Raw genomic sequence first — 26,115 nt, 5'->3', positions numbered from 1 at the left:
GTCGCAGAGGTGACATAGGCTGAAAAGAGGCGCGGCACCGAGGCCCCCTGCGACGAGAGTGAGAGCGTGACCCATTTCATCTACCTCGTACGTCACGGCGAGCATCAGGATGCCGAGCACGGTCTGGTCGATGGGCCCCTCTCACCGCGCGGTCAGCGCCAGGCGTCGCTGATCGCCGACCGGCTCTCGGGCGTTCCGCTGAGCTCGGTCTGGCACTCGCCGCTGCTGCGGGCGACCGAGACGGCGCGGATCGTCGCCGAACGGATGCCCGCCATCGACCCGCAGCCCTCGGCTCTGCTGTTCGACTGCGTTCCCTCGGGCATGGCCGGTGACACACCCGCGGCCTTCGAGCCCTTCTTCGGATCGGTCAGCGAGGCCGAGATCGACGCCGGTCACGCGCAGATGGCCGACGCCACCGCGGAGTTCCTGGTGCGGCGGACCGGCGACGTGCACGAGCTGCTGATCACCCACAACTTCGTGATCGGCTGGTTCGTCCGCGAGGTTCTCGGCGCCCCGGAGTGGCGCTGGATGACCCTCAACCAGGCGCACTGCGGCCTGACCGTCATCGCTCAGAAGCAGGGCCGCCCCTGGACGCTGCTGACGCACAACGACCTGGCGCATCTGCCCTTCGAGCTGCGCACGGGGCTTCCCGAGACGCATCCGGTCTGATCAGAGCGACTTGCCGTACCAGCGGGTCGCGTTCGCGTTGTCGTTGTAGGGCGCGATGGCGGCGAATCCGGAGTGCGCGTACAGCGAGCCGGCGGCCTCGAGCGTGTGGTGGGTGTCGAGCACGAGCTCTGCCGCGCCGAACGCCCTGGCGCGCGCCTCGAGGTCATCGAGCAGCATCCTGCCCCATCCCTTGCCGCGACCCTCCGGCTTGACGTACAGGTGCTTGAGCTCGTAACGCATGCCGAGGTCGCCGTCGTCGATTCGTCGGATGCCGCCGCAGCCGACGGCCTGAGCGGTCTCGCCGGCGCCTTCTTGCTCGAGCACGACGAACACGCCGCGAGGCGGAACGAAGGCCGCGGGGTCCGGAAAGACCGTGCGGTAGCCGCCGCCGGGGAAGATGTCGGCCCGGGCGCCGAAGTACTCGGCCAGCAGGGTGTGCGCTTCGGCGGTGTCGACGGGGGATTCACGCAGGTGCACCACCGTGCGAGTCTACGACGGGCCCGCGAACCTAGGATGGAAGCCATGACGACACGCGTGGCCATCGTGGGTGCATCGGGTCGCCTCGGCGGCGTCGTGCAGTCCGTGATCGAACAGGCCGATGGTTACGAGGTGCTGGCGATGCTCGGTTCGCAGAGCGACATCGCCGAGATCGAGGGTGCAGACCTGGTCGTCGACGTCTCGACTCCGGCGGTCTCGATCGATGTCGTCCGCGCGGCCACCGAGCGGGGAATCAACGTGCTGGTGGGTACGTCGGGCTGGTCGGAGGAGCGCATCGCGCTCGTGCGGCCGCTCGTGGCGGCGGCCGGCACGGGTGTCGTCTTCATCCCGAACTTCTCGCTCGGTTCCGTCATCGGCTCGGCGATCGCCGCCGCGGCCGCGCCCTTCTTCCCCTCGATCGAGATCATCGAGGCCCATCACGAGCGCAAGGTCGATTCGCCCAGTGGCACCGCCGTGCGCACGGCCGAGCTGATCGCCGCAGCGCGCGCGGATGTCGGACCCGTCGAGGCGCCGCACGCCGATCAGCGCGCCCGCGGACAGCGAGTGGCGAGCGTCCCCGTGCACTCGCTGCGACGGCCGGGCGTCATCGCCAAACAGGAGGTCGTGCTCTCGGGGCCGGGGGAGTCGCTGCACATCGTGCACGACACGATCGAGCCCGCGCGGGCCTATGCCCCCGGCATCCGCATCGCCCTCGACGCCGCCCGGACCGCGACCGGCGTGATCGTCGGGCTCGACACGTTCATCGACATCGGCATCGGGCGGCTCGGTTCGCCCGCCGGCTCTCCCATCGACGACGGCGGCGTGCCCGGTCAGGTCGCCGCCGCGACCGGTCTGTGACCGTCCTCTCGTGAACGCGCGCATCGGCGTCGCCGTCATGGCGGTGCTCCTGGCCCTCTATCTGGTGCTCGTGACGCAGCGCGGCGTGCTGCTGCTGGGGTCGGGTGATCCGGTCGGGATCGCGATGGGCGTCGCGATCTTCGTTCTGCCCCTGGTGGCGGCGTGGGCGCTCGGGCGGGAGCTCTGGTTCGGCGTCCGCGCCGAGCGTGTGGGCCGACGCCTCGAGATCGAGGGCGGGCTGCCCGAGGACGAGGTCGCGGTGCGCGAGAGCGGCCGCGTGCTGCGCTCCGACGGCGACGCGGTCTTTCCCACTTACCGCGCCCAGGTCGAAGCCGACCCCGAGGACTGGCGCGCGTGGTACCGGCTCGGCCTGGCCTACGACGCCGCGGGGGACCGCCGGCGGGCGCGATCCGCGGTGCGCGAGGCAATCCGGCGGGAGTCGGCGGAGCGCCGCGCCGAGTGATCAGCGCGCCGGGACCGCGGCGGCGACGGCATCTTCCACCGTCGGGTGGGTGAAGGTGAAGCTGGCGTCGCGCAGCACCTCGGGGAGCACGTGCGCGTCGCCGAGCAGCACCGAGTCGGCCATGTCTCGACCGAGGCCCAGACGGATCGCCCACGCCGGAGCGGGGATCGCGAACGGCCTGTTCATGCGGCGGGCGAGGGCGAAACCCAGGTCGTTCGCGGTCGCCCGGGTCGGCCCCGCGAGGTTCACCGGTCCCGCGATGTCGCGCTCGATCACGGCGCGGATGGCGCGCACCTCGTCGGTGAGTGAGATCCACGGCCACACCTGGCGTCCGCCGCCGAGAGGTCCGCTGAGACCCGCCTTCGTGAGGAGCATGAGAGGCTTCAGGACACCCTCCGGGTGCACGACGGGGGCGGTGCGCAACAGCGCCACCCGCGCCTGGTCACCGGCTGCGAGCGCAGCATTCTCCCACTCGACGCAGATGCCGCTCAAGAATTCGCCGCCCGGCGGTGAGGACTCCGTGAGCGCGCGACCCGGTGCCGACCCGTAGAAGCCGACGGCGCTCGCCGAGACGAAGGCGGGTGCCGACGCCCCGAGGGCGCGGATCGCGGTGGCGAGCGTGCGCGTCGGCGTGAGCCGGGACCACAGGAGGGAGCGCTTGTACGAGCGCGTCCACGGGATGTGCCCGATGCTCGCGCCGTTGAGGTTCACGACCGCTTCGGCGCCCTCCAGCAACTCGGGATCCAGAGGTGAAGTGTCCTGCAGCCACTCGATCTCGTGCGGGGCCGCCGGCGCGCGCCGCACGAGGGTGCGCACCTCGACACCGTCCGCGCGCAGGCTCTCGACGAGCGCCCGGCCGATCAGGCCCGAGGCGCCCGCGACGACGATGCGTCCCGGCATCCGTCGCCCGCCGTTCAGGCGAGGGTGGCTTCGAGGGTGATCTCGATTCCGGCGAGCGCCTGCGAGACGGGGCAGCCCGACTTCGCCTCGTCGGCGAGGCGCGCGAAGTCTTCGGCCGAGAGACCCGGGACCACGGCGTTGACGTTGAGGTGACTGCCCGTGATGCCTGTGCCCGGCACGAAGGTGACGGATGCTGTCGTGTCGATGCTCTCGGGCGGAGTGCCGTTGCCCGTGAGGGCATGCGAGAGCGCCATCGAGAAGCAGGACGAGTGCGCGGCGGCGATGAGCTCTTCGGGGGTCGTCGTCGAACTGGAGCCCTCGGAGCGGGCCTTCCAGTTGACGTCGAAGGTGCCGATCTTCGAGCTGTTGAGGGCGACCGTGCCCGATCCCTCGGTCAGGCTGCCCTTCCAGGCGGTGCTGGCTTCGCTGGTGACGCTCATGGAGAACCTCCGTCGTGGCTGGATGTCGTTGGCCAGCCTATCGACGCACGCCGGGTGCCGGGCCGTCGATTTCGGATGCGCCCGCGGTGCGCGGCCTCAGACGGCCGGGCGCTCGCGCCCGAGGACGCCTGCCCGCTGCAGGAGCAGGTACATCTGGCATCCGAGGCAGTAGGCGAACACGGAGTTGAGAAAGGCCGCGATGAAGGCCGCGGCGGCGGCGGCGGGCAGCGCCCAGGGCACTCCGAGCAGGTGCAGGATCAGACCGAGCGCGGTGACGAAGAGGCCGACGCCCTGCGCGAAGCGGGGCGGACGGGGGTCCTCGAGTTCGCTGGGCGGGGCCAGCCGGGGGCGGATCAGCCGCCGATAGAGAACACCCCACGGTGCGGTGCGCGGTGAGAGCACCCCCCACAGGAACAGCAGCGCGATCGCCAGCACCAGGAGGAAGGCGGGGTCGAGCGCGCGCTGGGCGAGCGTCGCGTCGGCGACACCCGCCGTCGACAGCCCGGTCAGCCCGAGCAGGACCGCGACCAGGAGCAGGAGGGCCGTGATCCCCGCGGCGAACCGGGGGCCGCGCGGGTCGATGCCCGCGGCATCCTTCGTGACGGGATCAGACACGCTCGGGCTCCATCTCGCCGGTGACGCGGGCGAGCTCGAGCTCGATGACGTCGCGGCGGGGGACGCCCCCGAAGCGCGTCTGCACGACGCCGTCCTTGTCGAGGATGAGCGTCGTCGGCGTCTGCAGGACGTGGAAGTGCTTGGCGATGTCGGGGCGGTGCGTCAGATCGACGTCCAGGTGACGGACACCCTCGTGTCCGTCGGCCACCGACGTCAGCAGCCGGTGCACTCCCGGGCACTTGGCGCACAACTCGGTGCTGAACTGCAGCAGGGTCGCGGTTTCGCCGAGCCCGTCGGCGCCGAGACGCGCGGGCTCGACCACCTCGTGCGCGACGTGATGGGACGGCTTGCCCTGGCGCCAGCGCACCAGAACGCCGAGGAGGACCGTCGCCGCGAGGAGCGCAGCGAGTCCGATGAGAGCTTCGACGAGTGTCACAGCATCCCAGGATATCCCGCTGTGCGGTGGTGGGCGCCGTGCGTCTTCGCACGACGCGGATGGGGGGCGGTCGGGGCGGTCACGCGCGGGTAGTCTGGGGCGCGTGACCGATGCCGCACAGACGCCGCCCCCGATCGAGTTCCGCTCCGACGTCACCGTCGAGCTCGTCCGCTCCACCGCCGCCGACGCCGACGTGCTCTTCGCCGCGCGGGTGTCGACCATGGGGGAGCAGACGCTGGACGCCGCGGCCTCCGGGGCGGAGGCGTCGGCGCGCGACCGCGGACTCATCAACTACCTGATGCGCGACCGTCACGGCTCGCCCTTCGAGCACAACGCCATGACGTTCTACGTGCAGGCGCCGATCTTCGTCTTCCGAGAGTTCATGCGGCATCGCATCGCCTCCTACAACGAGGAGTCCGGCCGTTACCGCGAGCTTCGTCCCGTGTTCTACGTCCCCGCGCCGGAGCGCCGACTCGTGCAGGTCGGCAAGCCCGGGGCCTACGAGTTCCTCGAGGGGACCCCCGAGCAGACCGCCCTCGTCGACGAGGCCACGCGGGCAGCATCCGTGCAGGCCTTCGAGGCGTATCAGGGGATGCTGGCGGCCGGTATCGCCCGTGAAGTGGCGCGTATCGTGCTTCCGCTGAACATCTACTCCTCGATGTACGTCACGATGAACGCGCGGGCGCTGATGAACTTCCTGTCGCTGCGCACCAAGCGCGAGGGCACGCACTTCCCGTCGTTCCCGCAGCGTGAGATCGAGATGGTCGCGGAGAAGATGGAGCAGGCCTGGACCGAGCTGATGCCGCTCACCCACGCCGCGTTCAACGCCAACGGCCGCGTCGCGCCGTAGGCGATCGCCCTCGGACCTATCGGCGACATCTGCACGGCAGTCGCGCGGAGATCGCCCCACGCGGCTCGTGCGTGAACATCAGCACCACGGATTGTGCAAACGTCGTCGCGTCGCTCCCTCCCCAGTCCCGGTTCCTCGAGCGTTGTTCCCAAAGTCCGGCCTTCGATGCCTCGCGCATGCCGGCACCACGCATCCTGCGAAGATGCAACCCGCTGCCATCGCCGCGCTGATCCGAAATCGAGGAGGCATCGTTCGTGGCCGGGCGCTGCGCGCGATGAACGTCACACGTCACCACCTCGCGCATGCCGTGGATGTCGGGACGATCTCACGGGTCCGCAACGGTGTCTACAGCGTCGGCATCATGCCTGAGATCGGCGAGGCGGCGCTCCACGGCGGCGAATTGGCTTGCGCTGCGGCGCTGCGTCGCCACGGCGTGTGGATGCTGGATCCCGACGAGCGATGTCATGTCTGGGTCGGAGCGAACGGTCGCGCGCACCCACACGAGAGCTGTGAATGCATCACTCACCGCGATGCCGGGCGCTCCGCATTCGGGATCGTCTCGGTCGTGCACGCGCTCGTCCAGGTCGTCGACTGTCTCGGGTCCGAAGCCTTCTTCGCGGCCTTCGAATCGGCGTGGCGGAAGGGACTTCTCACGCGGGCCGACCGCGTCGAGGTGCGCAACCGGCTGCCGGCGGCACGACGATGGCTCGTCGACATCGCCCGCCCCGACGCGGACAGCGGGTTGGAGTCGCGCCTGCGCCTGCGCCTGCACCTGCTCGGTATCGCGCTCGAGTGCCAGGTCGTGATCGCCGGCGTCGGCATCGTGGACTTCGTCGTCGGCGGCCGTCTGATCATCGAGGTGGACGGACGCGAGAATCACGACGGTCCGTCGATGCGGCACAAGGATCTTGTGCGTGACGCCGTCGCCGCGGCCCTCGGGTACGAAACGCTCCGATTCGACTATGCCCTCGTCGTGCATGACTGGGAACGTGTTCGCTCCGCCGTCCTGGCCCGGCTGCGGGTACTGAATGCACGACGCTCGACCTGAGAATGATGACACGCGCCGCACGAGTGCGCTCCTGAACCACGGGTCGTGCAGATGAGCGGCCGACACTGCTCTGGCGATGGGGGTGGCGGGATCTGTGCAGGGGCAGAGGGCCCGATAGCCTAGGAGCATGACGCACACCGCCAATCCGTTCGGTCAGGTGCTGGTCGCGCTCGTCACCCCCATGACGGCCGACGGCGAAGTGGACTGGCCCGCCACGGAGAAGCACATCGACTCGTGCATCCAGGCGGGTGCCGACGGCATCGTCGTCACCGGCACGACGGGTGAGACGAGCACGCTGACAGACCCCGAGAAGCTCCGGCTGGTCGAAGTCGGCAAGGACGTCGCCGCGGGACGCGCGAAGATCATCACCGGCGGCGGCTCCAACGAGACGGCACACGCGATCGAGCTGTACAAGGCCAGCGAGAAGGCCGGAGCCGACGGGATCATGATCGTGACCCCGTACTACAACAAGCCCACGCAGGCGGGCATCCTCACGCATTTCCGGCTCGTCGCCGACGCGACCGATCTGCCGGTCATCCTCTACGACATCCCCGGCCGCACGGGTGTGCCGATCAACTACGAGACCATTCTGCGGATCGCCAAGCACCCGAACGTCCTCGCCGTCAAGGACGCGAAGGGCGATTTCAGCGAGGTCAGCCGCGTGCTCAACCAGACCGATCTGCTGTATTTCTCGGGCGACGACGCCAACGTGCTCCCGCACCTCTCGATCGGCGCCTCGGGCCTGATCGGCGTGACGGCCAACATCGCCGCTGCCCCGTACCGCACGATCGTCGACGCCGTGAACGCGGGTGACCTGGCCATCGCGACGGCGGCGCACAAGAAGCTCGAACCCCTCGTCCGCGCCGTCATGACGCATGTTCCCGGCACCGTCGCGGCCAAGTACATCCTGCACGGACTCGGCCGCATCGGCAGCCCGCGCGTGCGCCTGCCGCTCGTGGGCCCCGAGGAGTGGGAGGCCGCGATGATCGAAGACGAGCTCGCGCTCGTCGGCGAGGTTCCCGGGGTCGACTTCAAGAACTTCCGCCCCGATCGCAACGCCGCCGCGGGCGGCGCCCTGCCCAAGGTCCACGGCACCACCCGCTGACGCCCCGGCGTCCGCCCCCAGCCAATCGCGGGCCGCACATCGGCTCGCACAACACAACAAAACACGAGGGGATGCCGCACGACGGCATCCCGAGGAGGCACCCTATGGCCACCCCTGTCTTCGACGCGCCCGCGCTGCCCCAGGGCACGCTCCGCGTCACACCGCTCGGCGGTCTCGGCGAAGTCGGTCGCAACATGACGGTCTTCGAGTACGAGGGCAAGCTGCTCATCGTCGACTGCGGCGTGCTGTTCCCCGAGGAGCACCAACCGGGCGTCGACCTGATCCTGCCCGACTTCGAGCCGATCCGGAAACGCCTGGACGACATCGTCGGCGTCGTCCTCACGCACGGGCACGAGGACCACATCGGGGCCGTGCCCTACCTGCTCAAGCTCAAGCGCGACATCCCACTGATCGGGTCGGGGCTCACGCTCGCGCTCGTCGAGGCGAAGCTCAAGGAGCATCGCATCAAGCCGTACACGCTCTCTGTCATCGAGGGCCAGGAGGAGAAGGTCGGCCCCTTCGACCTCGAGTTCATCGCGGTCAACCACTCGATTCCCGATGCGCTCGCGGTGGCGATCCGCACCCCCGCCGGTCTTGTGCTCGCGACGGGCGACTTCAAGATGGATCAGCTGCCCCTCGACGGTCGACTGACCGACCTGCGGGCGTTCGCCCGACTGGGCGAAGAGGGTGTCGACCTCTTCCTCGTGGATTCGACGAACGCCGACGTGCCGGGTTTCACGCCGCTCGAGAGTTCGATCGGCCCCGTGCTCGACCAGGTGATCGGCAAGGCGCCCCGCCGCGTCGTCGTGGCGAGCTTCTCCAGCCACGTCCACCGCGTGCAGCAGGTGCTGGACGCCGCGGCCGCGCACGGACGTCGCGTCGCGTTCCTCGGGCGCAGCATGGTGCGCAACATGACGATCGCCTCCGATCTCGGGTATCTCAACGTTCCCGACGGCGTGCTCATCGATTACAAGAAGGCCCGCGACCTGCCCGATGACAGGATCGTCTACATGTCGACCGGTTCGCAGGGCGAGCCGATGGCGGTGCTCAGTCGAATGGCCAATCTCGACCACGAGATCGAGCCCGGCCCGGGTGACACGGTGATTCTCGCGTCGAGCCTCATCCCGGGCAACGAGAACGCCGTGTACCGCGTGATCGACGGCCTCACCAAGCTCGGCGCCAACGTCGTGCACAAGGGCAATGCGAAGGTGCACGTGTCGGGGCACGCGGCGGCGGGAGAGCTGCTGTACTGCTACAACATTCTCCAACCGCGCAACGTGCTGCCCATCCACGGCGAGTACCGCCACCTGACCGCGAATGCGAAGATCGCGCAGTCCAGCGGTGTGCCGGTGGAGCGGACGATCCTCGCCGAGAACGGGACGATCATCGACCTGCGCGCAGGAACGGCCTCGGTCGTCGGGCAGCTCGACATCGGGTTCGTCTACGTCGACGGTTCCACCGTCGGCGAGATCACGGATGCCGACCTCAAAGACCGCCGGATTCTCGGTGAGGAGGGATTCATCTCGGTGATCGTCGTCGTCGACGCGGCGACCGGGCGGGTCATTTCCGGCCCCGAGATCCACGCACGCGGCTTCGCCGAGCAGGACGCCGTCTTCGACGCCGTCAAGCCGAAGATCGCCGCGGCGCTCGCCGAAGCGGCCCAGTCGGGCGTGCGCGATTCGCACGCGCTGTCGCAGGTCGTGCGTCGCACGATCGGACGCTGGGTCAACCAGTCGCTGCGGCGGCGCCCGATGATCGTCCCGTTGGTCATCGAGGCCCGTCTTGCCTCACGTCAAGATGTCCGGGAGTGAGTGATGCTTGCCTCACGTGAAATGTCCGCGTAGCTCAGGCGGCGGGGCGGGTGCCCTGGGTGCGGGCGGCGGCGAGTTCGATGAGTTGTTGCTGGATCTGGTTGATCCGTCGGGTGATCCGTGCCGGGTTCAGCTTCGCATGCTCGCGCTCCAGTCGGGCGCGGGTCTTCTCGTCGAGCACACCGGCGTCGAGCAACCGCTGGTAGGGGGTACGTGGCTTGTCGTAGACGCGCTTCTTCCGGCCGGCTGCGGTGTGGGTCCAGTCGATCGCTTTCACGCAGGGCAGCAGATGGTTCTTGCGGGCCATCACGAAATCCCAGAGCTCGTTGAGCAGGGTCATCTCCGCCTCGGTCTCGTAGCGGTAGCGGAACGCGTGTTTGCGGACCCAGTCGCCGTTGCGTTGCTCGACGTGCGCGTTGTCGTTGTGCTTGTAGGGACGCCCCCGGGTGACGGGGATCTCCTTCTTGTCCGCCCAGGCGATCACGCCCCAGTTCATGAACTCGGATCCGTTGTCGAAGTCGAGCCCGGCGACCGGGACGGGCGCGTTCTTCACCATCCATTCCAGGGCGCCGTGCACGTGCACGTAGGCGTTGTTGCGGATCGTGCGCAGCATCGTCCACCCCGCGACCGGGTCGGTGCCGGTCAGGGTGCGCAGGAACTCGCCTTTGAGGGAGTGGCCGCAGTGCGCGACGGTGTCCAGCTCCAGGAACCCCGGGACGGTCAGCGGGGCGTCCATGCTGGTGCGCGTCGGGATCGAAGAGCGCAGGATGTGGGACGGCTTCGTGCCCGAGACCGCGACCGGGTAGGCGGCGTCCTTGTGCGGTTTCAGGTACCGGTCGATCGTCGCGGCGCTCATCGATCGCAACTCGTCCAGCACCTCCGGTGTGACCCGCTGCTCGACCTTGCCGAGCTCACGGAAGCGGACGAGGCGTTCGAGGGTGTCGTCCATGATCGCCGCGAAGTACTTTCCCGACGGCTGCCCGGACAGCCGCCAGACTTCTTGCAGCACCACGAGCGCATCGTAGGAGTACTTCCGCTCACGCGGCTTACGCTGCTGATCGCGCGCGGCACCTTTGCGTGCGTTCGCGGCACGGATCGCGCGGCGCGCGTGATCACGCGTCCAGCCTGTCGCGTGCACAAGCTCGTCCAGCAGCCGGCCCTTCTCTTCCTTGCCTGCTTTCGCATACTCGCGGGCGAACTTCTTCGTGATCTCACGGCGCGCCGCCATCGACAACTCCCTGCTCATCACCCCAGGGAACTACGCGGACATTCCTACGTGAGGCACGCGCAGCCCTTCCCGGACCTTTTAGCTGAGTCTCGTCGAGGCCTGATCGCGAGGGGGTGCGCATGGCTAGAATCCGTGCGTGCCCCCCTTTCGTGTGCGTCCGGCCGAGCAGGCCGATGGCAGCTTCCTCGCCGACATGGTGGTCGAGGCCGCGAACTGGAGCGGCGCTGTGCGGCCGCGGCACGAGATCCTCAGCGCTCCCGAGCACCTCCGCTACGTCTCGGGCTGGATGCGCCCCGGCGACGCCGGATACGTCGCGCTCGATGGCAACGACACGCCCGTCGGTGCGGCCTGGTATCGGATGTTCCCGCGCACCGATCCCGGATTCGCCTACGTGGGCACCGCGGTTCCCGAGCTGATCATCGGCGTCCGCCCGATCTGGCGGGCGCACGGGGTGGGCAGGGCCCTCCTGCAACGCCTGGCGGGTTCGGCCCGGTCCGCGGGATTCGCGCGGATGAGTCTGAGCGTCGAGCGCGGCAACTTCGCGGTGTCCCTCTACCGCAGCGAGGGATTCGCCGTCGTCCGGGCGGACTACGGGCGGGACATCATGGTCAAGCTGTTGCGCTGATCCGCCTCCGAGCGGGGCGGGCCCCGCGTCGCTGCGGGCGAATGTCGCCGGTGGGACGTACCGTAAAGGCATGGCCAGGAGCACCAGTCCGACCAAGAGCTCGAAGGCGCCCGCGCGGGCGTCCTCCTCGCGCGCCCGTAAACCCGCCCCTGTGCCCAAGAAGTACGTCGGAGACGACGAGCACAGGCCGCCCGCGATCGCGCGCGCCTGGATGGGGCTCGCCCACGGTGTCGGCGGTCTGTTCCGCGCCTTCGGGCCCGAGACGCTCGAGCGCGACCAGCGCCGCGACGGGCTTCCCTTCCTCCTGGTCCTGCTGGCAGTTCTCGGCGCGGTCGTGGAGTGGTTCTTCATCGGCAACGACGTCGCCCGCACCATCAGCGACTACACGGTCGGCGGCATGCTCGGCAGGCTCGCGTTCGTCCTGCCCGTCCTCGTCCTACTGCTGGCGGGCTGGCTCTTCCGGCATCCCTCGAGCGTCCACGACAACGGTCGCATCGGCATCGGATTCGGGATGCTGGTGCTCACCGGTGCGGGATTCTGTCATCTTGCGGGGCAGCGACCCGTCCCGAGCGACGGGCTGCCCGTCCTCAGCGCCTCCGGTGGGCTGTTCGGCTGGATGGTCGCGGAGCCGCTGACCCTCGCGCTCACCCCGGTCGGGGCGTGGATCGTGCTCGTGCTGCTGGCCGTGCTCAGCATCCTGATCATCACCAAGACCCCGCCGAATCGGATCGGTCAGCGTCTCGGCGACCTGTACGCGTGGATGTTCGGCACCGAGCGTCCCGAGCGTCCCGAGCCGCGCGACAGAACCGCGGAGGCATCCGAAGGTGCGGGCGATGAGCCGACGCTGCCGTGGTGGCGGCGCAACAAGTCCGGGCGCGAAGAAGACCCCGATGACGGCATCGGATCGCAGGACCTCACGGAGCTCCTGACCCCCGGAACCGCGCGTGGCGGGTTCGATCAGGCCATCGCCACCGCGCCGCCGGCCCCCGCCACCCCGCCCCGGCCCCCCGCTCCCGCATTCGCGCCCGATGCGCTCACCGAGGTGATCGACCCGTCGGTGATCACCGGGGCCGAGCGGGCCGCAGCGTCGGCGCGTCGCGCCGACACCTCGATCCACGAAGACGGCGACGACGCCGAGGACGCCACCCTTCCGGGGCTCTCCGGGCTCGGGACCGACGGCGCGCACGCCGCCTCGGGCCCCGTCGCGCCCTATCGGCTGCCGGCCGTCACCGCCCTCGCACAGGGCACGCCGCACAAGGAGCGATCGGCCGCGAACGACGAGGTCGTCCGCGCCATCACCGAGGTCCTGCAGCAGTTCTCGGTCGACGCGAAGGTCACCGGGTTCTCCCGCGGGCCGACGGTGACGCAGTACGAGATCTCCCTCGGACCGGGCGTCAAGGTCGAGCGCATCACCGCGCTGACCAACAACATCGCCTACGCGGTGGCCTCCAACGAGGTGCGCATCCTCGCGCCCATCCCGGGCAAGAGTGCCATCGGCGTCGAGATCCCCAACACCGACCGCGAGATCGTCACGCTCGGCGACGTGCTGCGCTCCTCCGCGGCGCAGCAGTCGACGCATCCGATGACGATCGGCGTCGGCAAGGATGTCGGCGGCGGCTTCGTCGTCGCCAACCTCGCCAAGATGCCGCACCTGCTCGTGGCCGGGTCCACGGGATCCGGAAAATCCAGCTTCGTGAACTCGATGATCACGAGCCTGCTGATGCGGGCGAAGCCGGCCGATGTGCGCATGGTGCTGATCGACCCCAAGCGGGTCGAACTGACCTCGTATGCGGGGGTGCCGCACCTGATCACACCCATCATCACCAATCCCAAGAAGGCGGCAGAGGCGCTGCAGTGGGTGGTCAAGGAGATGGACATGCGGTACGACGACCTCGCGTCGTTCGGATTCCGCCACATCGACGATTTCAACAAGGCAGTGGTCGCCGGCGAGATCGTCCTGCCCGCCGGCAGCGAGCGGGTCCTCAAGCCGTACCCGTACCTGCTCGTCGTCGTCGACGAGCTCGCCGACCTGATGATGGTCGCACCCCGCGACGTCGAGGACTCGATCGTTCGCATCACCCAGCTCGCCCGCGCCTCCGGCATCCACCTCGTGCTCGCGACCCAGCGACCGAGCGTCGACGTCGTGACGGGTCTGATCAAGGCCAACGTGCCCTCGCGCCTCGCCTTCGCCGTCACGAGCGTGACCGACTCCCGCGTGATCCTCGATCAGCCGGGCGCCGACCGCCTCATCGGGCAGGGTGACGGGCTCTTCCTCCCGATGGGCGCGTCCAAGGCACTGCGCGTGCAGGGCGCGTGGGTCAGCGAGGACGAGATCGAGACCGTCGTCAAGCACGTCACACGGCAGGCGCAGCCCGAGTACCGTGCCGATGTGGCGGCCGCTGCTGAGAAGAAGCAGGTGGATGCCGACATCGGTGACGACCTCGAACTGCTTCTCGCCGCCGCGGAGCAGGTCGTCTCGACGCAGTTCGGGTCGACATCGATGCTTCAGCGCAAACTCCGAGTCGGATTCGCCAAGGCGGGGCGCTTGATGGACCTGCTCGAGTCGCGCGAGATCGTCGGGCCGTCGGAGGGTTCCAAAGCTCGCGACGTCCTGGTCACGGCCGAGCAGCTGCCCGCCGTGCTCGCGCGGCTGCGCGGCGAGGACGTCGCGGTCGAGGGTGGGTCGCCGGCATCCGGTGATCCCTACGGGGCCGACGCGGTCGACGCCCAGTTCGACGGCATGCCGGTGGTCGAGAGCGAAGGCGACGAAGACGCCTGGGGTCTGACGGGACGCGACTGATGACCGTTCCCCGGCAGCTGCCCAATGCCATCACGATCGCGCGCATCCTCTGCGCGCCCGTGTTCCTCTGGCTTCTGCTGGCCGATGGCGGCGCGGACGGCGGGATGCGCTGGGCGGCGGCGATCCTCTTCATCGTCGCCATCGCGACAGACGGAGTCGATGGCTACATCGCCCGGCGATACAAGATCGTCACGGACCTCGGCAAGCTGCTGGATCCGATCGCCGACAAGGTTCTGACCGGCTTCGCGTTCATCGGACTGTCCATCCTCGCCGAGCTGCCGTGGTGGGTGACGATCCTCGTGCTCGTGCGCGAGATCGGAATCACCGTCCACCGACTCGTCGTCGCGAGCGATCACGTGGTCGCCGCGGCGTGGATGGGCAAGCTCAAGACGATCGCGCAGGCGGTGGCGCTCTCGCTCGCCCTGCTCCCGCTCTCGGAGATCGTGGGCGGCTGGGTCGTGTGGCTGAACATCGTCACGATGTGGGCCGCGGTGATCCTCACGGTGGCGAGCGGGATCGACTACGTGGTCACGGAGGTGCGCGGCGCGAGACGGGGTCGCGAGCGCCGCGCATGAGCGACGGCGCCCACCCCGATCTGCCGGACGAGCTCGAGAGCACGGTCGCCCGCGACAGACGGCCCGATGCCGAGCGCGTGCTCGATCGCCTCGGCCGACTCGGATGGAGCATCGCCTGCGCCGAGTCGCTCACCGGCGGACTGCTGTGTGCCGAGCTCATCGCGCTCCCCGGGGCCTCCGCCGTCGTGCGCGGGGGAGTGGTGGCGTACTCGACGGCGCTCAAACAGTCCCTGCTGGGGGTGGATGCGGGGCTTCTCGCTCAGCATGGGGCCGTGCACGCCGAGGTCGCGCGACAGATGGCACGCGGGGTGCGGGAGGCGGCGGCGATCGCAGGGCGCCCCGCCGAGGTCGGCGTGTCGACGACCGGAGTCGCCGGGCCCGATCCCGCCGACGGACAGCCGGTGGGCACGGTCTTCATCGGGGTGTCGACTCCGGTGGGCACGCGGGCTCTCCCGCTCCTCCTGGAGGGTGACCGGATCGCCATCCGCCGCGAGACGGTGCGCAGGGCCCTCCGAGCGGTCTTCGACGCCCTCTGAGCCGCCCACCGCGGGCACGCACGACGCGCCGGTATGTCCGGTCGGAATACCGCGTGTTTCACCTCCGTTACATTCGGTGATTCCGAGCCATCCCACAGCGGGGACCGTTAGATTGGCACCATCCGGTGTTGTACTCTCGAACACCCGAAGAGATGCGCGAGGACAGTGAGGAGGGGGCCATCATGATCCTGGTTCGTCAAGAGATCGGTGACGTTCTGCGAGACTTCCGACTGCAGAAGGGCCAGACCCTCCGGCAGGTTGCGGGCAAGGCAAGCGTCGCGCTCGGGTACCTCAGTGAGGTGGAGCGCGGACAGAAGGAAGCATCGAGCGAGATCCTCGCGTCGGTCGCCGAGGCGCTGGATGTACCCATCTCGACGATCATGCGCGAGGTCGGCGATCGCATCTCCGTGCTCGAGGGGATCCACACCTTCCCCGATGTGGTGCCTGACGACCTGATGGCATCGGTCGACGCCGAGCTGTCGCTGCGCTGACCCGGCATGCGTCGGAGCGAGTTCGATCGCGCCGTCGCCGACGAGTTCGGTGATGCGTACGGTGCGGTGCTGACCGCTGATCTCCAGTTGGCCGAGATCGGCGGTCGCACCGCCGATCAGGCGATCCGCGAGGGCGTGCCACCGCGCGATGTGTGGCTGGCGTTGTGCGCGGCAGCCGACGTGCCGCCGGACCGCCGATACGGAGTCGGCCGCCTCGAACCCGAACATCGGTGAGGCCGAGGTCGCACCCGATTCGCCACGCGCCCGAAGCCGTGCTAGGCTAACTTCTTGTGCCGCGGGGTGGAGCAGTTCGGTAGCTCGCTGGGCTCATAACCCAGAGGTCGCAGGTTCAAATCCTGTCCCCGCAACCAAAGACAAGAAAAGGCGCCCCGGTCGGGGCGCCTTTTCTTGTCTCTGCTCAGACGTCGGCGAGCTGTGCGCGTCGGATGGCGAGCTGGTCGAAACCCGCGAACGACTCCGCGATCGGGCTGCCGGTGAAATGGCCCACCCATCCGTCGTCATCGTGGAAAAAGCGGATCGACGTGAACTCGGGCGCTGTGCCCATGTCGAACCAGTGCGTCGTGTTGGCAGGCACTGAGACGAGGTCGCCCGCCTCGCAGTACAGTGCGTGCACCTTGCCGTCGACGTGCAGGTAGAAGACGCCGGCGCCCTTGGCGAAGAAGCGGTCCTCATCGTCGTCGTGCGCATGCTCGGACAGGAACTTCTCCCGCGAGGGGCCCTTGACGTCGTCGTAGTTCGCCTGCGCGGGGCTGAGACCGACGATGTCGACGAGTGTGTAGCCCTCGCTCCGCTTGACCTGCTCGACCTCGTCCGCGTAGAGCGCGAGCACGTCATCCAGGGCGGCGTCTTCGGCGAAGCCCTTCACCTCCCACCGGGAGAAGCGCGCGCCGAGCCCGGCCAGGGCAGCGCGGATCTCGTGCTCATCGGTGGTCTCGAGCACGGGTGTCGTCGGATCGGTGTCTTTCCAGACCGTCAGCAGCGTCACGGGGGTCTCCTTACAGGACGGGTTACACCACCGATTCTGGCGCGCGCCGATGGCCTGCGCACGGCACCCCGTAACAGATGTCCTGAACTCGTAACACGGCGCAACGCCCGTTTGGCTGTGACGCGGGGCATGCTGGTTGACTCGACCGGGCTCGGCTCCGCACCGTCGCCGACACAGCTACCCGAAGGATCACCATGTCTTCTCGTCCCGCGCGCCAGAGCTGGCTCGCCCTCGCCGCCACAGGCGCCGTCGCCCTGCTGGCCCTCACCGGATGCGCCCAGCAGTCGGCGCCGAACGACGACGCCGACGCACGCGCTGTTCCCGCCGCAGACCTGCCCGCACCCTTCGACGGTGAGCCCGTAGAGGTCGCCCTCGTGCAGCAGTCCGGCGCGGGTGACTACTTCACCGCGTGGACAGCCGGTGCGCAGGCGCAGGCGTCGGCGGCGAACATCGACCTCACCGTCTACGACGCACGCAACGACAACGCCAAGCACGCCTCCGACCTCGAGCAGGCGATCGCCTCGGCTCCCGACGCGATCATCGTCGACCACGGCCAGACGGACACGATCGAGCACCTCGTGCATGAGGCGGTGGACGCCGGCATCCCGGTCATCGTCTACGACCTCGCCCTCGAAGACACCGAGGGTGTGCTCGTCACGTCGCAGTCCGATGCGTCGATGGCGCAGGGTGTGCTCGACCAGCTGATCGACGACGTCGGGGAGGGTGCGAATGTCGGCCTCGTCAGCGCCGAGGGCTTTGCTCCGCTGGATCGCCGCAAGGCCGTCTGGGACGAGTTCGTGACGGAGCACGAGCTGAACGAGTTGTTCTTCACCGGTGAGGTCACCGAGTCCACGGCGACCGACAACATCCCCCTGGTGGATGCCGCGCTGAAGCAGAACCCGGAGGTGCAGGCGATCTTCGCCCCGTACGACGAGATCGCGAAGGGCGTCGTGCAGGCGGTGATCCAGAACAACCTGCAGGACTCCGTCAAGGTGTACGGCATCGACATCTCCAACGCCGACATCGAGGTCATGATCGCCGAGGACAGCCCGTGGGTGGCCACGAGCGCCACCGACCCGGCGGCGATCGGTGCGGCGGTCGTGCGCACCCTCGCCCTCTCGCTCGCGGGGGAGCTCGATGAGACCGAGGTGCAGTTCCCGGCCGTGACCGTGACGCGCGACTTCCTGCTCGAGAACGACATCCAGAACGTCGCTGCGCTGCGCGAGGCGGAGCCCACCCTCCTGCTCGATGACGTGGTCGTCGCGGAGTGGCTGCCCGCCATCTCGCAGTGAGCCCCGCCGTCGATCACACCGCGCAGAAGGACGACCAGCCGGTCGTCCGTCTGCGCGGTGTCGGCGTGCGCTTCGGGACGAACCGCGTGCTCGAGAATGTCTCGCTCGATCTGCACGCAGGCTCCATCACGGCGCTCCTGGGGACGAACGGTGCCGGCAAGTCGACGTTGATCGGCACCGTGTCGGGGGCGAACGCCCACTACACCGGCGACATCGAGGTCGGCGGCGTGCCCGCGCGCATCTCCTCGCCGACCGTCGCCCGTCGCGCGGGTATCGAGACGGTGCACCAGAAGATCTCGGACGGCATCGTGCCGGGACTGTCCGTCGCGGACAACGCCGTCCTGACCGATCTCGCCGCGAGCGGCCGACCTGTCCTCCGGCGATCGGACACGGAGGCCGCGGCGCGCACCGCGCTGTCTCGCCTGGGGCTGTCCTGGAGCGACGAGGTCCTCCGGGCCGATGCCGGACGGCTCGGCACCTCCGACGCGCAGCTGCTCGTGCTCGCCCGGGCGTTGCGCGGTCGGCCCCGCCTGCTCATCCTCGACGAGCCGACCTCGGCCCTGACCGCGGCCGAGGCCGACCGCCTGTTCGACGTGCTCCGCGCGCTGCGGGCCGAGGGGCTGGCCATCCTCTTCGTCAGTCATCGGTTCGGCGAGATCGAGCGTCTGGCCGACCGCATCGTCGTGCTGCGGGACGGCAGCCCCGCGCTGGACGTTGCGCGGCCCTTCGATTGGCACGCGGCGCTCGAGGCGATGCTGGGGGTTCCCACAGAACTCCAGCAGCACGTCGTCGCGCCGCTCCCGCCGGGGGAGTCGGTGCTGAGCGTCCGCGGCGCCGTGCTGCTCCCCGGCGCCGCCCCACTGGATCTGACCGTGCACGCGGGCCAGGTGACCGGAGTGCTGGGCCTCCTCGGCGCCGGCAAGACCGAACTGGCGGAGATACTCTGCGGTGTCCGCGAGGCGGGAACGGCGACGCTCGAGCGCGAGGGGCGACCCTACGCGCCGCGCACCCCCGCGGCCGCCCAGGCTGCCGGCATCGTGCTCGTTCCCGAGGATCGCCAGCGACAGGGCATCCAGCCCGGCTGGTCGATCGCGCACACCGTGAGCCTGCCCGAGCTGCGTCGTGTCGCCACGGCGTGGGGCGTCCTGCGTGGCGCGGAGGAGCGTCGACGCGCCGCCGCCGTCGTGGCGGACTTCGGCGTCGTGACGACGTCGGTGGCCGAGCGCGTCGACGATCTGTCCGGGGGAAACCAGCAGAAGGTGATCGTCGGACGCTGGCTCGCGACCGATCCGCAGGTCGCCGTGCTCGACGAGCCCTTCCGTGGCGTCGACATCGGCGCCAGGCGCACGATCGGGACGGCCGTGCGAGCGCGTGCCTCCGAGGGCAAGGCCGTCGTCGTGCTCACCTCCGATGTGGACGAGGTGCTCGAGGTCGCCGACCGTCTCGTCGTGCTCGTGAGCGGACGCGTCACCCTCGATGTCGCCGCCGGGGAGCGCGATCGTGCCACGATCGTCGCGGCCCTGCTCGATGATCCGCACCACCCGGAGGAGTCCGTATGATGTCCACCCTCGCTTCGGCGTCCGTGACGGGTCGGCCTGCGCGCCCGGTGGGGGAGCGTGTGCTCGACGGCGTCGCGAAATGGGGATTCGTCGCGGTCACGGTCGGTCTCATCGCGTTCTTCGCGATCACCGAACCGAACTTCCGCACCGTCGACAATGTGTTCGGGATGCTGAAATACATCGCTCCGATCGGTATCGCAGGCCTCGGGGTCACACTCGCGATGACGGTCGGCGGGCTCGACCTCTCGGTGGGTGCGAACGCCGGGTTCGCGGTGTCGATCGCCGCCTGGACCCTCGTCATCGCGGGCCAGGTGGGCGGCGTCGCCGTCATCGTCGTGCTGCTCTCGGGCGCCGTGATCGGCGCTCTGAACGCCGTGCTCATCGTCTTCGCCCGCATTCCCGACCTGCTGGCGACGCTCGCGATGATGTTCGCCGTGGTCGGGCTCAAGCTCATCATCGTCGACGGCAAGTCGATCTCGTCGCAGATGACGCTGTCGGACGGTTCGACCGCGCCGGGGCGGTTCACCCCGGACTTCCTCTGGTTCGACCGCGGCGCGATCGGTCCGGTCTCCGTGCCCGTCATCCTCTTCCTCGTTCTGACGGCGCTGCTGTGGTTCGTTCTGGACCGCACCCGCTGGGGGCGGGCTCTCTCCGCGGTCGGCTCGAACCCCGAGGCCGCGCGTCTCGCGGGTATTCCCGTGCGGGCATATCGCGCGGCCGCCTACATCGGCTGCGGCATCCTCGCGTCGATCGCGGGTCTGCTGCTGGCCGCGCGAATCGGTCAGGGAGATGTCTCGGCCGGCAACTCGCTGCTCCTGGATGCCGTCGCCGTGGCCCTCGTCGGCGTTTCGGTGCTCGGCATCGGACGCCCCAACGCGTGGGGCACGGCACTCGGCGCGGTGTTGATCGCCGTCATGGTGACGGGATTCTCGATGATGGGACTGCCTTACTACATCCAGGACTTCGGCAAGGGCGTCGTGCTGCTGGTCGCCCTGCTGTTCAGCTTCACCTTCCGCCGCCGCACCACCACGATCATCGCCGGGAGCACGACGTGACGACACCTTCGACCTCCGCACCCACGCGGGACGACAGCATCCGTCAGCTCTCCGTCGAGAGCGTTCCCGGGTATCTCGCCACGCACCGTGGGCTCGCCGGACCGCTCGACCCCGCGGCGATCACCGACGTGCGCGAGGTGGGCGACGGCAACCTCAACCTGGTGTTCGTCGTCACCGACGCCCACGGAGCGGGCGTTGTGCTCAAGCAGTCGCTGCCGCACGTCCGCGTCGACACGAGCTGGCCGCTGACGCGATCGCGCACGAAGCGGGAGGCCGTCGTGCTCGGGGCTCACCAGAGCGTCGATGGCGCGCACGTGCCAGCCCTGTACGGCTTCGATGAGCAGACGTTCACGATCGGCATCGAAGACCTGAGCGACCACGCGGTGTGGCGGTATGAGCTGAACGAAGGGCGGCTGCACCCCTACGCCGCGGCGCAGCTGGGCCGCTACGTGGGGGCGACGGGATTCGCGACGAGCGTGTTCGGGATGCCGGGGCCCGACCGCCGCCGGGCGATCGCCGAGGCCACCAACCCGGAGTTGTCCGAGATCACCGAGGACCTCGTCTTCAGCGAGCCCTACGTCGATCACGAACACAACGGCTGGCTTCCCGGCAATGATCGCGACGTCGCCGAGCTGCGCGCAGATCGAGCGCTCGTGCGCGAGATCGGGCTCGCCAAGGTCCGCTTCCAGGAGGACGCGCAGAGCCTCGTGCACGGCGATCTGCACACGGGCTCCGTCTTCGTGCGTGCGGACGGCGCGGACGGGGAGCACGGTTCGGTGCGCGCCTTCGACCAGGAGTTCGGCACCTTCGCCCCGACGGGATTCGACCTCGGTGCCGTCTGGGCGAACCTCGTGATCGCCTCAGCGCGCGCGCGGGTGCTCGGGCGCACTGGCGATGCCGAGCGGCTGCTCGGACTGCCTGTCGAACTCGTGGAGTCGTTCGAGCTCGAGTTCATGCGCCGTTGGCCAGACCGCGTGGACGCGCGCGTCTATCGCGACGACGTCCTGGCGGACACGCTGCGGCGCGTGCGCTCGGATGCCGCGGTCTACGCCGCCGCGAAGGCCATCCGGCGCATCGTCGGATTCTCGAAGGTCGCCGACATCCAGACCCTCGAGCCCGACGTCCGCGAGATCGCGGCACGCCTGGTCCTGCGCGCCGCGCGCGCCCTCGCCACGCAGCGGCACGGGGAGGTCGACATCGCGGACCTCGTGCGGCGCACCGGCGACATCGTCCTCGGCTGATCTGCGTCGGCGGACGAGGTGCCGAGCGTCTCAGCGCGTCGCGACGGTGAAGCGCAGCATCCACTCGGCGATCTCGAGGTGGCGACGCGCGGCGGCGACGTCGGCGCCCCACGCGTACATGCCGTGACCGGCGACGATGAGGGCCGGCACCTCGGCCGTCCGGGGCGTGGGGGGCGCGTAGACCGAGTCGAAGCGCTCCGACTCGATCACCATGTCCTGGTCGTTGGCGATGACGGGGATGAGGATGCTCTCGCCATGGGCGGCGTGTCCGATGCCCTTGAGCATCTCGAGGTCGCGCAGCTCGACGCCCTCCGGCCACCGGTGCCCGGCCACGACGGCGTCGAGAGCGTGCACATGGAAGATCGCGCCGGCCCCGGTGCGCGCGGCGATGTGCGCGTGCAGCCCCGCCTCGGCGGAAGGCGCACGGGGGTCATCGGCCGAGGCGGCGCGACCCGCGGCGTCGATGAGGACGATGTCGGCGTCCGTGAGCTCCGATTTGTCGAGTCCTGACGCCGTCACGGCGAGCACGAGAGGTTCGCGCTGCATCACGATCGAGAGGTTGCCCGATGTCCCGCGCATCCAGCCGTACCCCGAGAAACGGGCCGCTTCGGCCGCGAGGGCGCCGCCCGCGGCCTTCAGGGCGAGGGCGTCGATGCCGGTCACGGGCGCACGTCGATCTGCGCGAACGACGTCACCGCCGGCGCGGCGACCTGTGCACCCTCCCAGGGCTCGCCGGGGCGGTCCAGGGCGATCACCTGCCACCCGGCGGCGCGCGCCGCTGCGACCTCGTCGGGATGATCGGTGAGGAAGAGCACGCGCTCCGGGGCGACGGCGAGGTGTGCGGCGATGCGTTCGTACGACCCGGTCTCCTTCTTGGGACCGGCGTTGACCGTGTCGAACCAGTCCTCGACGAGCGAGGACAGATCTCCCTGCGGTGCGTGACGGAACCACGGTTTTTGCGAGGCGACGGAGCCCGAGGAGTACACGACGAGGCGCACACCGGCGGCGTGCCAGCCGGTCAGCCGGGGAGGAACGTCGTCGAAGAAGTGCGACGAGATCTCACCCGCCGCGAATCCCTCGGCCCAGATGATCCCCTGCAGCGTCTTCAGCGGGGTGGACTTCACATCGGTCGCCATCAGAGCCCGCAGCGCGTCGGCCACCTGCGCGTCGGCGGCATCATCCGGCAGGCCGGTTTCGGCGATCGCCGCGCGCCGCGCGCGCGCCACGCCCTCGTCGTGTGCCGCCCGCCGAAGCACCCCCTCGAGTCGCGGCCGCGCATAATCGTAGAGATCGCCGAGGATGAACCCCGCGGCACTGGTGGTGCCTTCGAGATCGAGGACGACGACATCGGCGCTCGCGGTGACGGATTCGCTCATGCGGGAACTGCTCCTTGGAGGGGGGATGCTGCGACCCGCCGACCACGCGCGATGAGGGGCTGGGCGTAAAGATCGGGCGCGGTCGCGAAGTGCGCTGCGACGGCGGCCGGTTCGAACGCGCCGCGCTTGGTGACCACGCGGGTGACCAGACGCGCGGGCGTGAGGTCGAACGCCGGGTACCAGGCATCGGTGACGAGGGGGCTCGCCGTGCGCGCACCGAGAACCTCGAGCACTTCACGCGGATCCCGATCCTCGATGACGATGTCGGCGCCCGTGGCGGCGGCGGGATCGGGAGCCTCCACGAGGGCGTAGTAGGGCACCCCGAATGCGGCGGCGGCCGCGGCGATTCCCAGGGTGCCCACCTTGTTCACGACGTCGCCGTCGAGTGAGACCCGATCCGCCGCCGTGAGGACGGCGTCGATCGGTCCCGTGCCCGTCCCCGATGGCGATGCGAGTGCCGCGGCGGCCATTCCGTCGGTGATGAGCGTCACCCGCTGATCCAACTCTCGGAGGGAGTGCGCGGTCAGGCGCGCGCCCTGGAGATACGGCCGGGTCTCGGTCGCCGCCCAGTCGAGGCGGATATCGGCCTCACGCGCGGCGGCGACCACCCCGAAGAGATAGGCGTCCATCCAGCAGTGCGTCAGTACTCGAGCGTTCGCGGGCAGCAGCTCGATCGTGACGCGCCCCAGTCGCAGACCCGCATCGCGGTACTCCAGGTCGATGTCTCGCGCGGTATCGATCGCGGACGCGACGAGCTCTGCGGTCGTGGTGGCGTCGGCGATGCCGGCGATCACGCGCGCGACGGCATCGCGCGGGTGCGCGTTGGTGGGGCGCGCGGCGGCGATCTCGCCGGCCGCCGCGGTGAGGGCGCGTCGGGCGGCGTCCACGGGCAGCGTACGTGCCTGCAGCGCGGCGAGCTGCATGCCGGCGCACGCGGCGTACAGCGGCCCGGAGCTCTGCGTGACCATGCCGCGGATCGCGGCGGCGACCTCGTGGGCCGTGCGCGCGGTGACCCACTCGATGCGGGCCGGGAAGACGCGGCGGTCGAGGATCCGCACCACGTCCCCGTCAAGCACGACGGAGTTCTCGAGGGTGGCTGCGGGGGCGGTATGGCTCACGCAACCCCTCCTTCCGACCCGGCCATCCTGACACGGGGAAGCGCAGCCGTGCCAACCCGGGACGACGCACGGCGCAACACGGTCGCGACGGGTTGCCCGCGCGCGGACGGGGCCGCGAGGATGGGGGAATGGTCGATATCGAGAAGGGCTCCACGTCGGGGAGATCCTCGCGGCACGGGGATTCCTCCCGCGTCGATGACGTACGTGACGGGCGGGACGAGAGCGCCACCGAGCGCTACGACCGCAACTGGATCGAGGTGCTCCAGGAGCTGCGCGTCCTGCAGACGGGCACCCAGATCCTCACCGGTTTTCTCCTCGCCCTCGCCTTTCAGCCGGCCTTCGGCGATCTGTCGGACGGGCAGCGCGGGTTCTACCTCTTCCTCGTCGTCGCCTCGGCGCTCAGCGCGATCATCGCCCTCGCCCCCGTCGCCTTGCATCGCATCCTGTTCCGCCGCCGCGAGAAGCGACGCATCGTCGCCTACGGCCACGCGGCCCTGCTGACCGCCCTGGCGACGGTGTCGGTGCTGGTCGTCGGCGTCGTCGCGTTCATCTTCGACGTCGTCGTGAGCCACCTGGCGGCGACAGTGTCGGCCGTGGCCCTCGGCGTCGTGATCGTCGCGCTGTGGGTCCTCCTACCGCTGGTGTGGCGCCTGCGCCCCGAGGGAAAGGACGAGCGATGACGGATGCCGCCCCCACCACGGTCGCCACCACCACCGTCGGCGTGGCCGTCGCCCAGTTCGCACCCAGCGCCGCTCCCGCCGTGAACCTGGAGGTGATCGCGGACCTCGTCGAACGGGCGGTCGCGCGCGGCGCTGATCTTGTGCTCCTGCCCGAATACTCGAGCTACTTCGTCGACCCCTTCGATGCCTCTCTCGCGACCCACGCCGAGGATCTCGACGGCCCCTTCGTGACGGCGCTGACCGCCCTCGCCGCCCGCCACCGCGTCTGCATCGTCGCGGGGTTCCTGGAGCGCGCCGCCGATGAACGGCGCGTGCGCAACACCGTCGTGGCGGTGTCGGGCGACGAGGGCCTGCTGGCGACGTACCGCAAACTCCACCTCTACGACGCCTTCGGGCAGCGCGAGTCGGACTGGATCGAACCGGGCGAGATCGCGACGCCCGAGACCTTCGTGTGGCACGGACTGCGCTTTGCGCTGCAAACCTGCTACGACCTGCGGTTTCCCGAGGTCACCCGCACACTCGCCGACGCCGGCGCGGATGTCGTGCTGGTGCCGGCGGAGTGGGTGCGCGGCCCCCTGAAGGAGCACCACTGGCGCACCCTCCTGCAGGCGCGAGCGATCGAGAACACCCTCTACGTCGCGGCCGCCGACCATCCGCCGCCGCTCGGGATCGGGCACAGCGGCGTGATCGATCCGCAGGGCGTCGAGATGGCGTGCGTGGGTACGGGCACGGACGTCGCGGTCGCGTTCCTCGAACGCGCAGCGATCGAACGGGTGCGCCGTGTGAACCCCGCGCTCGCGCTGCGCCGATTCCGCGTCGCGCCCGCCTGACCCCGTTCGCGGAGCGAGGCGCCTGCGCCGA

Annotated in this window: 29 protein-coding genes and 1 tRNA gene; 20 read left to right on the top strand and 10 right to left on the bottom strand. The window is 69.7% G+C overall.

What is annotated here, in order from left to right:
- Positions 1-66 precede the first annotated feature (66 nt).
- Positions 67-669 (top strand): histidine phosphatase family protein, encoded by a 603-nt coding sequence (locus AB2L57_RS12450; protein WP_292810540.1) that lies wholly within the window; start codon positions 67-69, stop codon positions 667-669.
- Here the strand turns inward: AB2L57_RS12450 and AB2L57_RS12445 are convergent, their stop codons facing one another.
- Positions 670-1,149, bottom strand: coding sequence for a GNAT family N-acetyltransferase (locus tag AB2L57_RS12445; protein WP_292810543.1), 480 nt, complete (start codon positions 1,147-1,149; stop codon positions 670-672).
- A gap of 42 nt (positions 1,150-1,191) precedes the next feature.
- Here AB2L57_RS12445 and dapB point away from each other — a divergent pair, with 42 nt between their 5' ends.
- Both dapB and AB2L57_RS12435 read left to right on the top strand, forming a co-directional pair.
- Positions 1,192-2,004, top strand: coding sequence for a 4-hydroxy-tetrahydrodipicolinate reductase (gene dapB, locus AB2L57_RS12440; RefSeq protein ID WP_292810545.1), 813 nt, complete (start codon positions 1,192-1,194; stop codon positions 2,002-2,004).
- Positions 2,005-2,014: 10 nt separating this feature from the next.
- Positions 2,015-2,467 (top strand): tetratricopeptide repeat protein, encoded by a 453-nt coding sequence (locus AB2L57_RS12435; RefSeq protein WP_292810547.1) that lies wholly within the window; start codon positions 2,015-2,017, stop codon positions 2,465-2,467.
- Here the strand turns inward: AB2L57_RS12435 and AB2L57_RS12430 are convergent, their stop codons facing one another.
- The 4 genes from AB2L57_RS12430 to AB2L57_RS12415 form a co-directional block, all read right to left on the bottom strand.
- Positions 2,468-3,367: a TIGR01777 family oxidoreductase gene (locus tag AB2L57_RS12430; RefSeq protein WP_409047233.1), complete on the bottom strand. Its 900-nt coding sequence runs from the start codon at positions 3,365-3,367 to the stop codon at positions 2,468-2,470. It lies immediately after the preceding gene.
- A gap of 14 nt (positions 3,368-3,381) precedes the next feature.
- Positions 3,382-3,807 (bottom strand): OsmC family peroxiredoxin, encoded by a 426-nt coding sequence (locus AB2L57_RS12425; RefSeq protein ID WP_292810551.1) that lies wholly within the window; start codon positions 3,805-3,807, stop codon positions 3,382-3,384.
- A 96-nt stretch (positions 3,808-3,903) separates the two neighbouring features.
- Positions 3,904-4,422, bottom strand: coding sequence for a DUF4395 domain-containing protein (locus AB2L57_RS12420; protein WP_409047232.1), 519 nt, complete (start codon positions 4,420-4,422; stop codon positions 3,904-3,906).
- The gene (locus tag AB2L57_RS12415) at positions 4,415-4,858 is read right to left on the bottom strand and encodes a thioredoxin family protein (protein ID WP_292810555.1); all 444 of its coding nucleotides are present in this window, start codon (positions 4,856-4,858) and stop codon (positions 4,415-4,417) included. The genes AB2L57_RS12420 and AB2L57_RS12415 overlap by 8 nt, the downstream gene beginning before the upstream one ends.
- Positions 4,859-4,961: 103 nt before the next feature.
- On the opposite strand from AB2L57_RS12415, the gene thyX reads away from it, so the two are divergent.
- From thyX to AB2L57_RS12395, 4 genes are all read left to right on the top strand, one after another.
- Entirely contained in the window at positions 4,962-5,708 is a 747-nt protein-coding gene (thyX, locus tag AB2L57_RS12410) for an FAD-dependent thymidylate synthase (protein WP_292810557.1), read from the top strand.
- A 202-nt stretch (positions 5,709-5,910) separates the two neighbouring features.
- Positions 5,911-6,756: a DUF559 domain-containing protein gene (locus AB2L57_RS12405; RefSeq protein WP_409047231.1), complete on the top strand. Its 846-nt coding sequence runs from the start codon at positions 5,911-5,913 to the stop codon at positions 6,754-6,756.
- A gap of 127 nt (positions 6,757-6,883) precedes the next feature.
- Positions 6,884-7,861, top strand: a complete 978-nt coding sequence (gene dapA, locus AB2L57_RS12400; RefSeq protein ID WP_409047230.1) for a 4-hydroxy-tetrahydrodipicolinate synthase — start codon at positions 6,884-6,886, stop codon at positions 7,859-7,861.
- 104 nt (positions 7,862-7,965) lie between these two features.
- Positions 7,966-9,672: a ribonuclease J gene (locus AB2L57_RS12395; protein ID WP_409047229.1), complete on the top strand. Its 1,707-nt coding sequence runs from the start codon at positions 7,966-7,968 to the stop codon at positions 9,670-9,672.
- 34 nt (positions 9,673-9,706) lie between these two features.
- Here the strand turns inward: AB2L57_RS12395 and AB2L57_RS12390 are convergent, their stop codons facing one another.
- On the bottom strand, positions 9,707-10,918 hold the full coding sequence (locus AB2L57_RS12390) for an integrase (RefSeq protein WP_409046856.1): 1,212 nt from the start codon (positions 10,916-10,918) through the stop codon (positions 9,707-9,709).
- Positions 10,919-11,093: 175 nt separating this feature from the next.
- Here AB2L57_RS12390 and AB2L57_RS12385 point away from each other — a divergent pair, with 175 nt between their 5' ends.
- The 7 genes from AB2L57_RS12385 to AB2L57_RS12355 all read left to right on the top strand — a co-directional run bounded on the left by AB2L57_RS12385 (position 11,094) and on the right by AB2L57_RS12355 (position 16,298).
- Entirely contained in the window at positions 11,094-11,525 is a 432-nt protein-coding gene (locus tag AB2L57_RS12385; protein ID WP_409048623.1) for a GNAT family N-acetyltransferase, read from the top strand.
- Positions 11,526-11,595: 70 nt separating this feature from the next.
- Positions 11,596-14,325, top strand: a complete 2,730-nt coding sequence (locus AB2L57_RS12380) for a DNA translocase FtsK 4TM domain-containing protein (RefSeq protein WP_409047228.1) — start codon at positions 11,596-11,598, stop codon at positions 14,323-14,325.
- Complete coding sequence (pgsA, locus tag AB2L57_RS12375; RefSeq protein ID WP_409047227.1) at positions 14,325-14,900, top strand: CDP-diacylglycerol--glycerol-3-phosphate 3-phosphatidyltransferase; 576 nt, start codon at positions 14,325-14,327, stop codon at positions 14,898-14,900. Before AB2L57_RS12380 ends, pgsA begins: the two co-directional genes overlap by 1 nt.
- Positions 14,897-15,436: a CinA family protein gene (locus AB2L57_RS12370; protein ID WP_409047226.1), complete on the top strand. Its 540-nt coding sequence runs from the start codon at positions 14,897-14,899 to the stop codon at positions 15,434-15,436. Before pgsA ends, AB2L57_RS12370 begins: the two co-directional genes overlap by 4 nt.
- A gap of 182 nt (positions 15,437-15,618) precedes the next feature.
- Complete coding sequence (locus tag AB2L57_RS12365; protein ID WP_292810574.1) at positions 15,619-15,927, top strand: helix-turn-helix domain-containing protein; 309 nt, start codon at positions 15,619-15,621, stop codon at positions 15,925-15,927.
- A gap of 6 nt (positions 15,928-15,933) precedes the next feature.
- Positions 15,934-16,161: a DUF3046 domain-containing protein gene (locus AB2L57_RS12360; RefSeq protein ID WP_292810576.1), complete on the top strand. Its 228-nt coding sequence runs from the start codon at positions 15,934-15,936 to the stop codon at positions 16,159-16,161.
- A 60-nt stretch (positions 16,162-16,221) separates the two neighbouring features.
- Positions 16,222-16,298: transfer RNA gene (locus AB2L57_RS12355), tRNA-Met, on the top strand.
- 47 nt (positions 16,299-16,345) lie between these two features.
- Here AB2L57_RS12355 and AB2L57_RS12350 read toward each other — a convergent pair.
- A complete protein-coding gene (locus AB2L57_RS12350) occupies positions 16,346-16,933 on the bottom strand; it encodes an acireductone dioxygenase (RefSeq protein WP_292810578.1) in 588 nt (195 codons plus the stop codon).
- A 194-nt stretch (positions 16,934-17,127) separates the two neighbouring features.
- Between AB2L57_RS12350 and AB2L57_RS12345 the strand changes: the two genes are divergently transcribed.
- Genes AB2L57_RS12345 through mtnK form a run of 4 tightly spaced genes read left to right on the top strand, consistent with a single transcriptional unit; the run spans position 17,128 to position 22,080 of the window.
- A complete protein-coding gene (locus tag AB2L57_RS12345; RefSeq protein ID WP_409047225.1) occupies positions 17,128-18,225 on the top strand; it encodes a substrate-binding domain-containing protein in 1,098 nt (365 codons plus the stop codon).
- Positions 18,222-19,784, top strand: coding sequence for a sugar ABC transporter ATP-binding protein (locus AB2L57_RS12340; RefSeq protein ID WP_409047224.1), 1,563 nt, complete (start codon positions 18,222-18,224; stop codon positions 19,782-19,784). The genes AB2L57_RS12345 and AB2L57_RS12340 overlap by 4 nt, the downstream gene beginning before the upstream one ends.
- A complete protein-coding gene (locus AB2L57_RS12335) occupies positions 19,781-20,839 on the top strand; it encodes an ABC transporter permease (protein WP_292810585.1) in 1,059 nt (352 codons plus the stop codon). The genes AB2L57_RS12340 and AB2L57_RS12335 overlap by 4 nt, the downstream gene beginning before the upstream one ends.
- Entirely contained in the window at positions 20,836-22,080 is a 1,245-nt protein-coding gene (gene mtnK, locus AB2L57_RS12330; protein ID WP_292810587.1) for an S-methyl-5-thioribose kinase, read from the top strand. The genes AB2L57_RS12335 and mtnK overlap by 4 nt, the downstream gene beginning before the upstream one ends.
- Before the next feature lie 30 nt (positions 22,081-22,110).
- On the opposite strand, the gene mtnB is transcribed toward mtnK, so the two are convergent.
- The 3 genes from mtnB to AB2L57_RS12315 are packed head-to-tail and all read right to left on the bottom strand — an operon-like array spanning position 22,111 to position 24,574.
- Positions 22,111-22,743 carry a methylthioribulose 1-phosphate dehydratase gene (gene mtnB / locus AB2L57_RS12325; RefSeq protein ID WP_409047223.1) on the bottom strand — a complete coding sequence of 211 codons (633 nt, stop codon included), beginning with the start codon at positions 22,741-22,743 and terminating at the stop codon, positions 22,111-22,113.
- Positions 22,740-23,456, bottom strand: a complete 717-nt coding sequence (mtnC, locus tag AB2L57_RS12320; protein WP_409047222.1) for an acireductone synthase — start codon at positions 23,454-23,456, stop codon at positions 22,740-22,742. Before mtnC ends, mtnB begins: the two co-directional genes overlap by 4 nt.
- Positions 23,453-24,574, bottom strand: coding sequence for a hypothetical protein (locus AB2L57_RS12315; RefSeq protein ID WP_409047221.1), 1,122 nt, complete (start codon positions 24,572-24,574; stop codon positions 23,453-23,455). Before AB2L57_RS12315 ends, mtnC begins: the two co-directional genes overlap by 4 nt.
- 128 nt (positions 24,575-24,702) lie before the next feature.
- On the opposite strand from AB2L57_RS12315, the gene AB2L57_RS12310 reads away from it, so the two are divergent.
- The gene (locus AB2L57_RS12310) at positions 24,703-25,254 is read left to right on the top strand and encodes a DUF6328 family protein (protein ID WP_292810594.1); all 552 of its coding nucleotides are present in this window, start codon (positions 24,703-24,705) and stop codon (positions 25,252-25,254) included.
- Positions 25,251-26,084 carry a carbon-nitrogen hydrolase family protein gene (locus AB2L57_RS12305; protein WP_292810596.1) on the top strand — a complete coding sequence of 278 codons (834 nt, stop codon included), beginning with the start codon at positions 25,251-25,253 and terminating at the stop codon, positions 26,082-26,084. Before AB2L57_RS12310 ends, AB2L57_RS12305 begins: the two co-directional genes overlap by 4 nt.
- Positions 26,085-26,115: the final 31 nt, after the last annotated feature.

It is taken from the genome of Microbacterium sp. HA-8, assembly GCF_046111165.1.
In the GTDB taxonomy this organism is placed as follows: domain Bacteria; phylum Actinomycetota; class Actinomycetes; order Actinomycetales; family Microbacteriaceae; genus Microbacterium.
The sequence above is the reverse complement of the archived record's forward strand: the minus strand, read 5'-3'. Positions and strand labels throughout refer to the sequence as shown.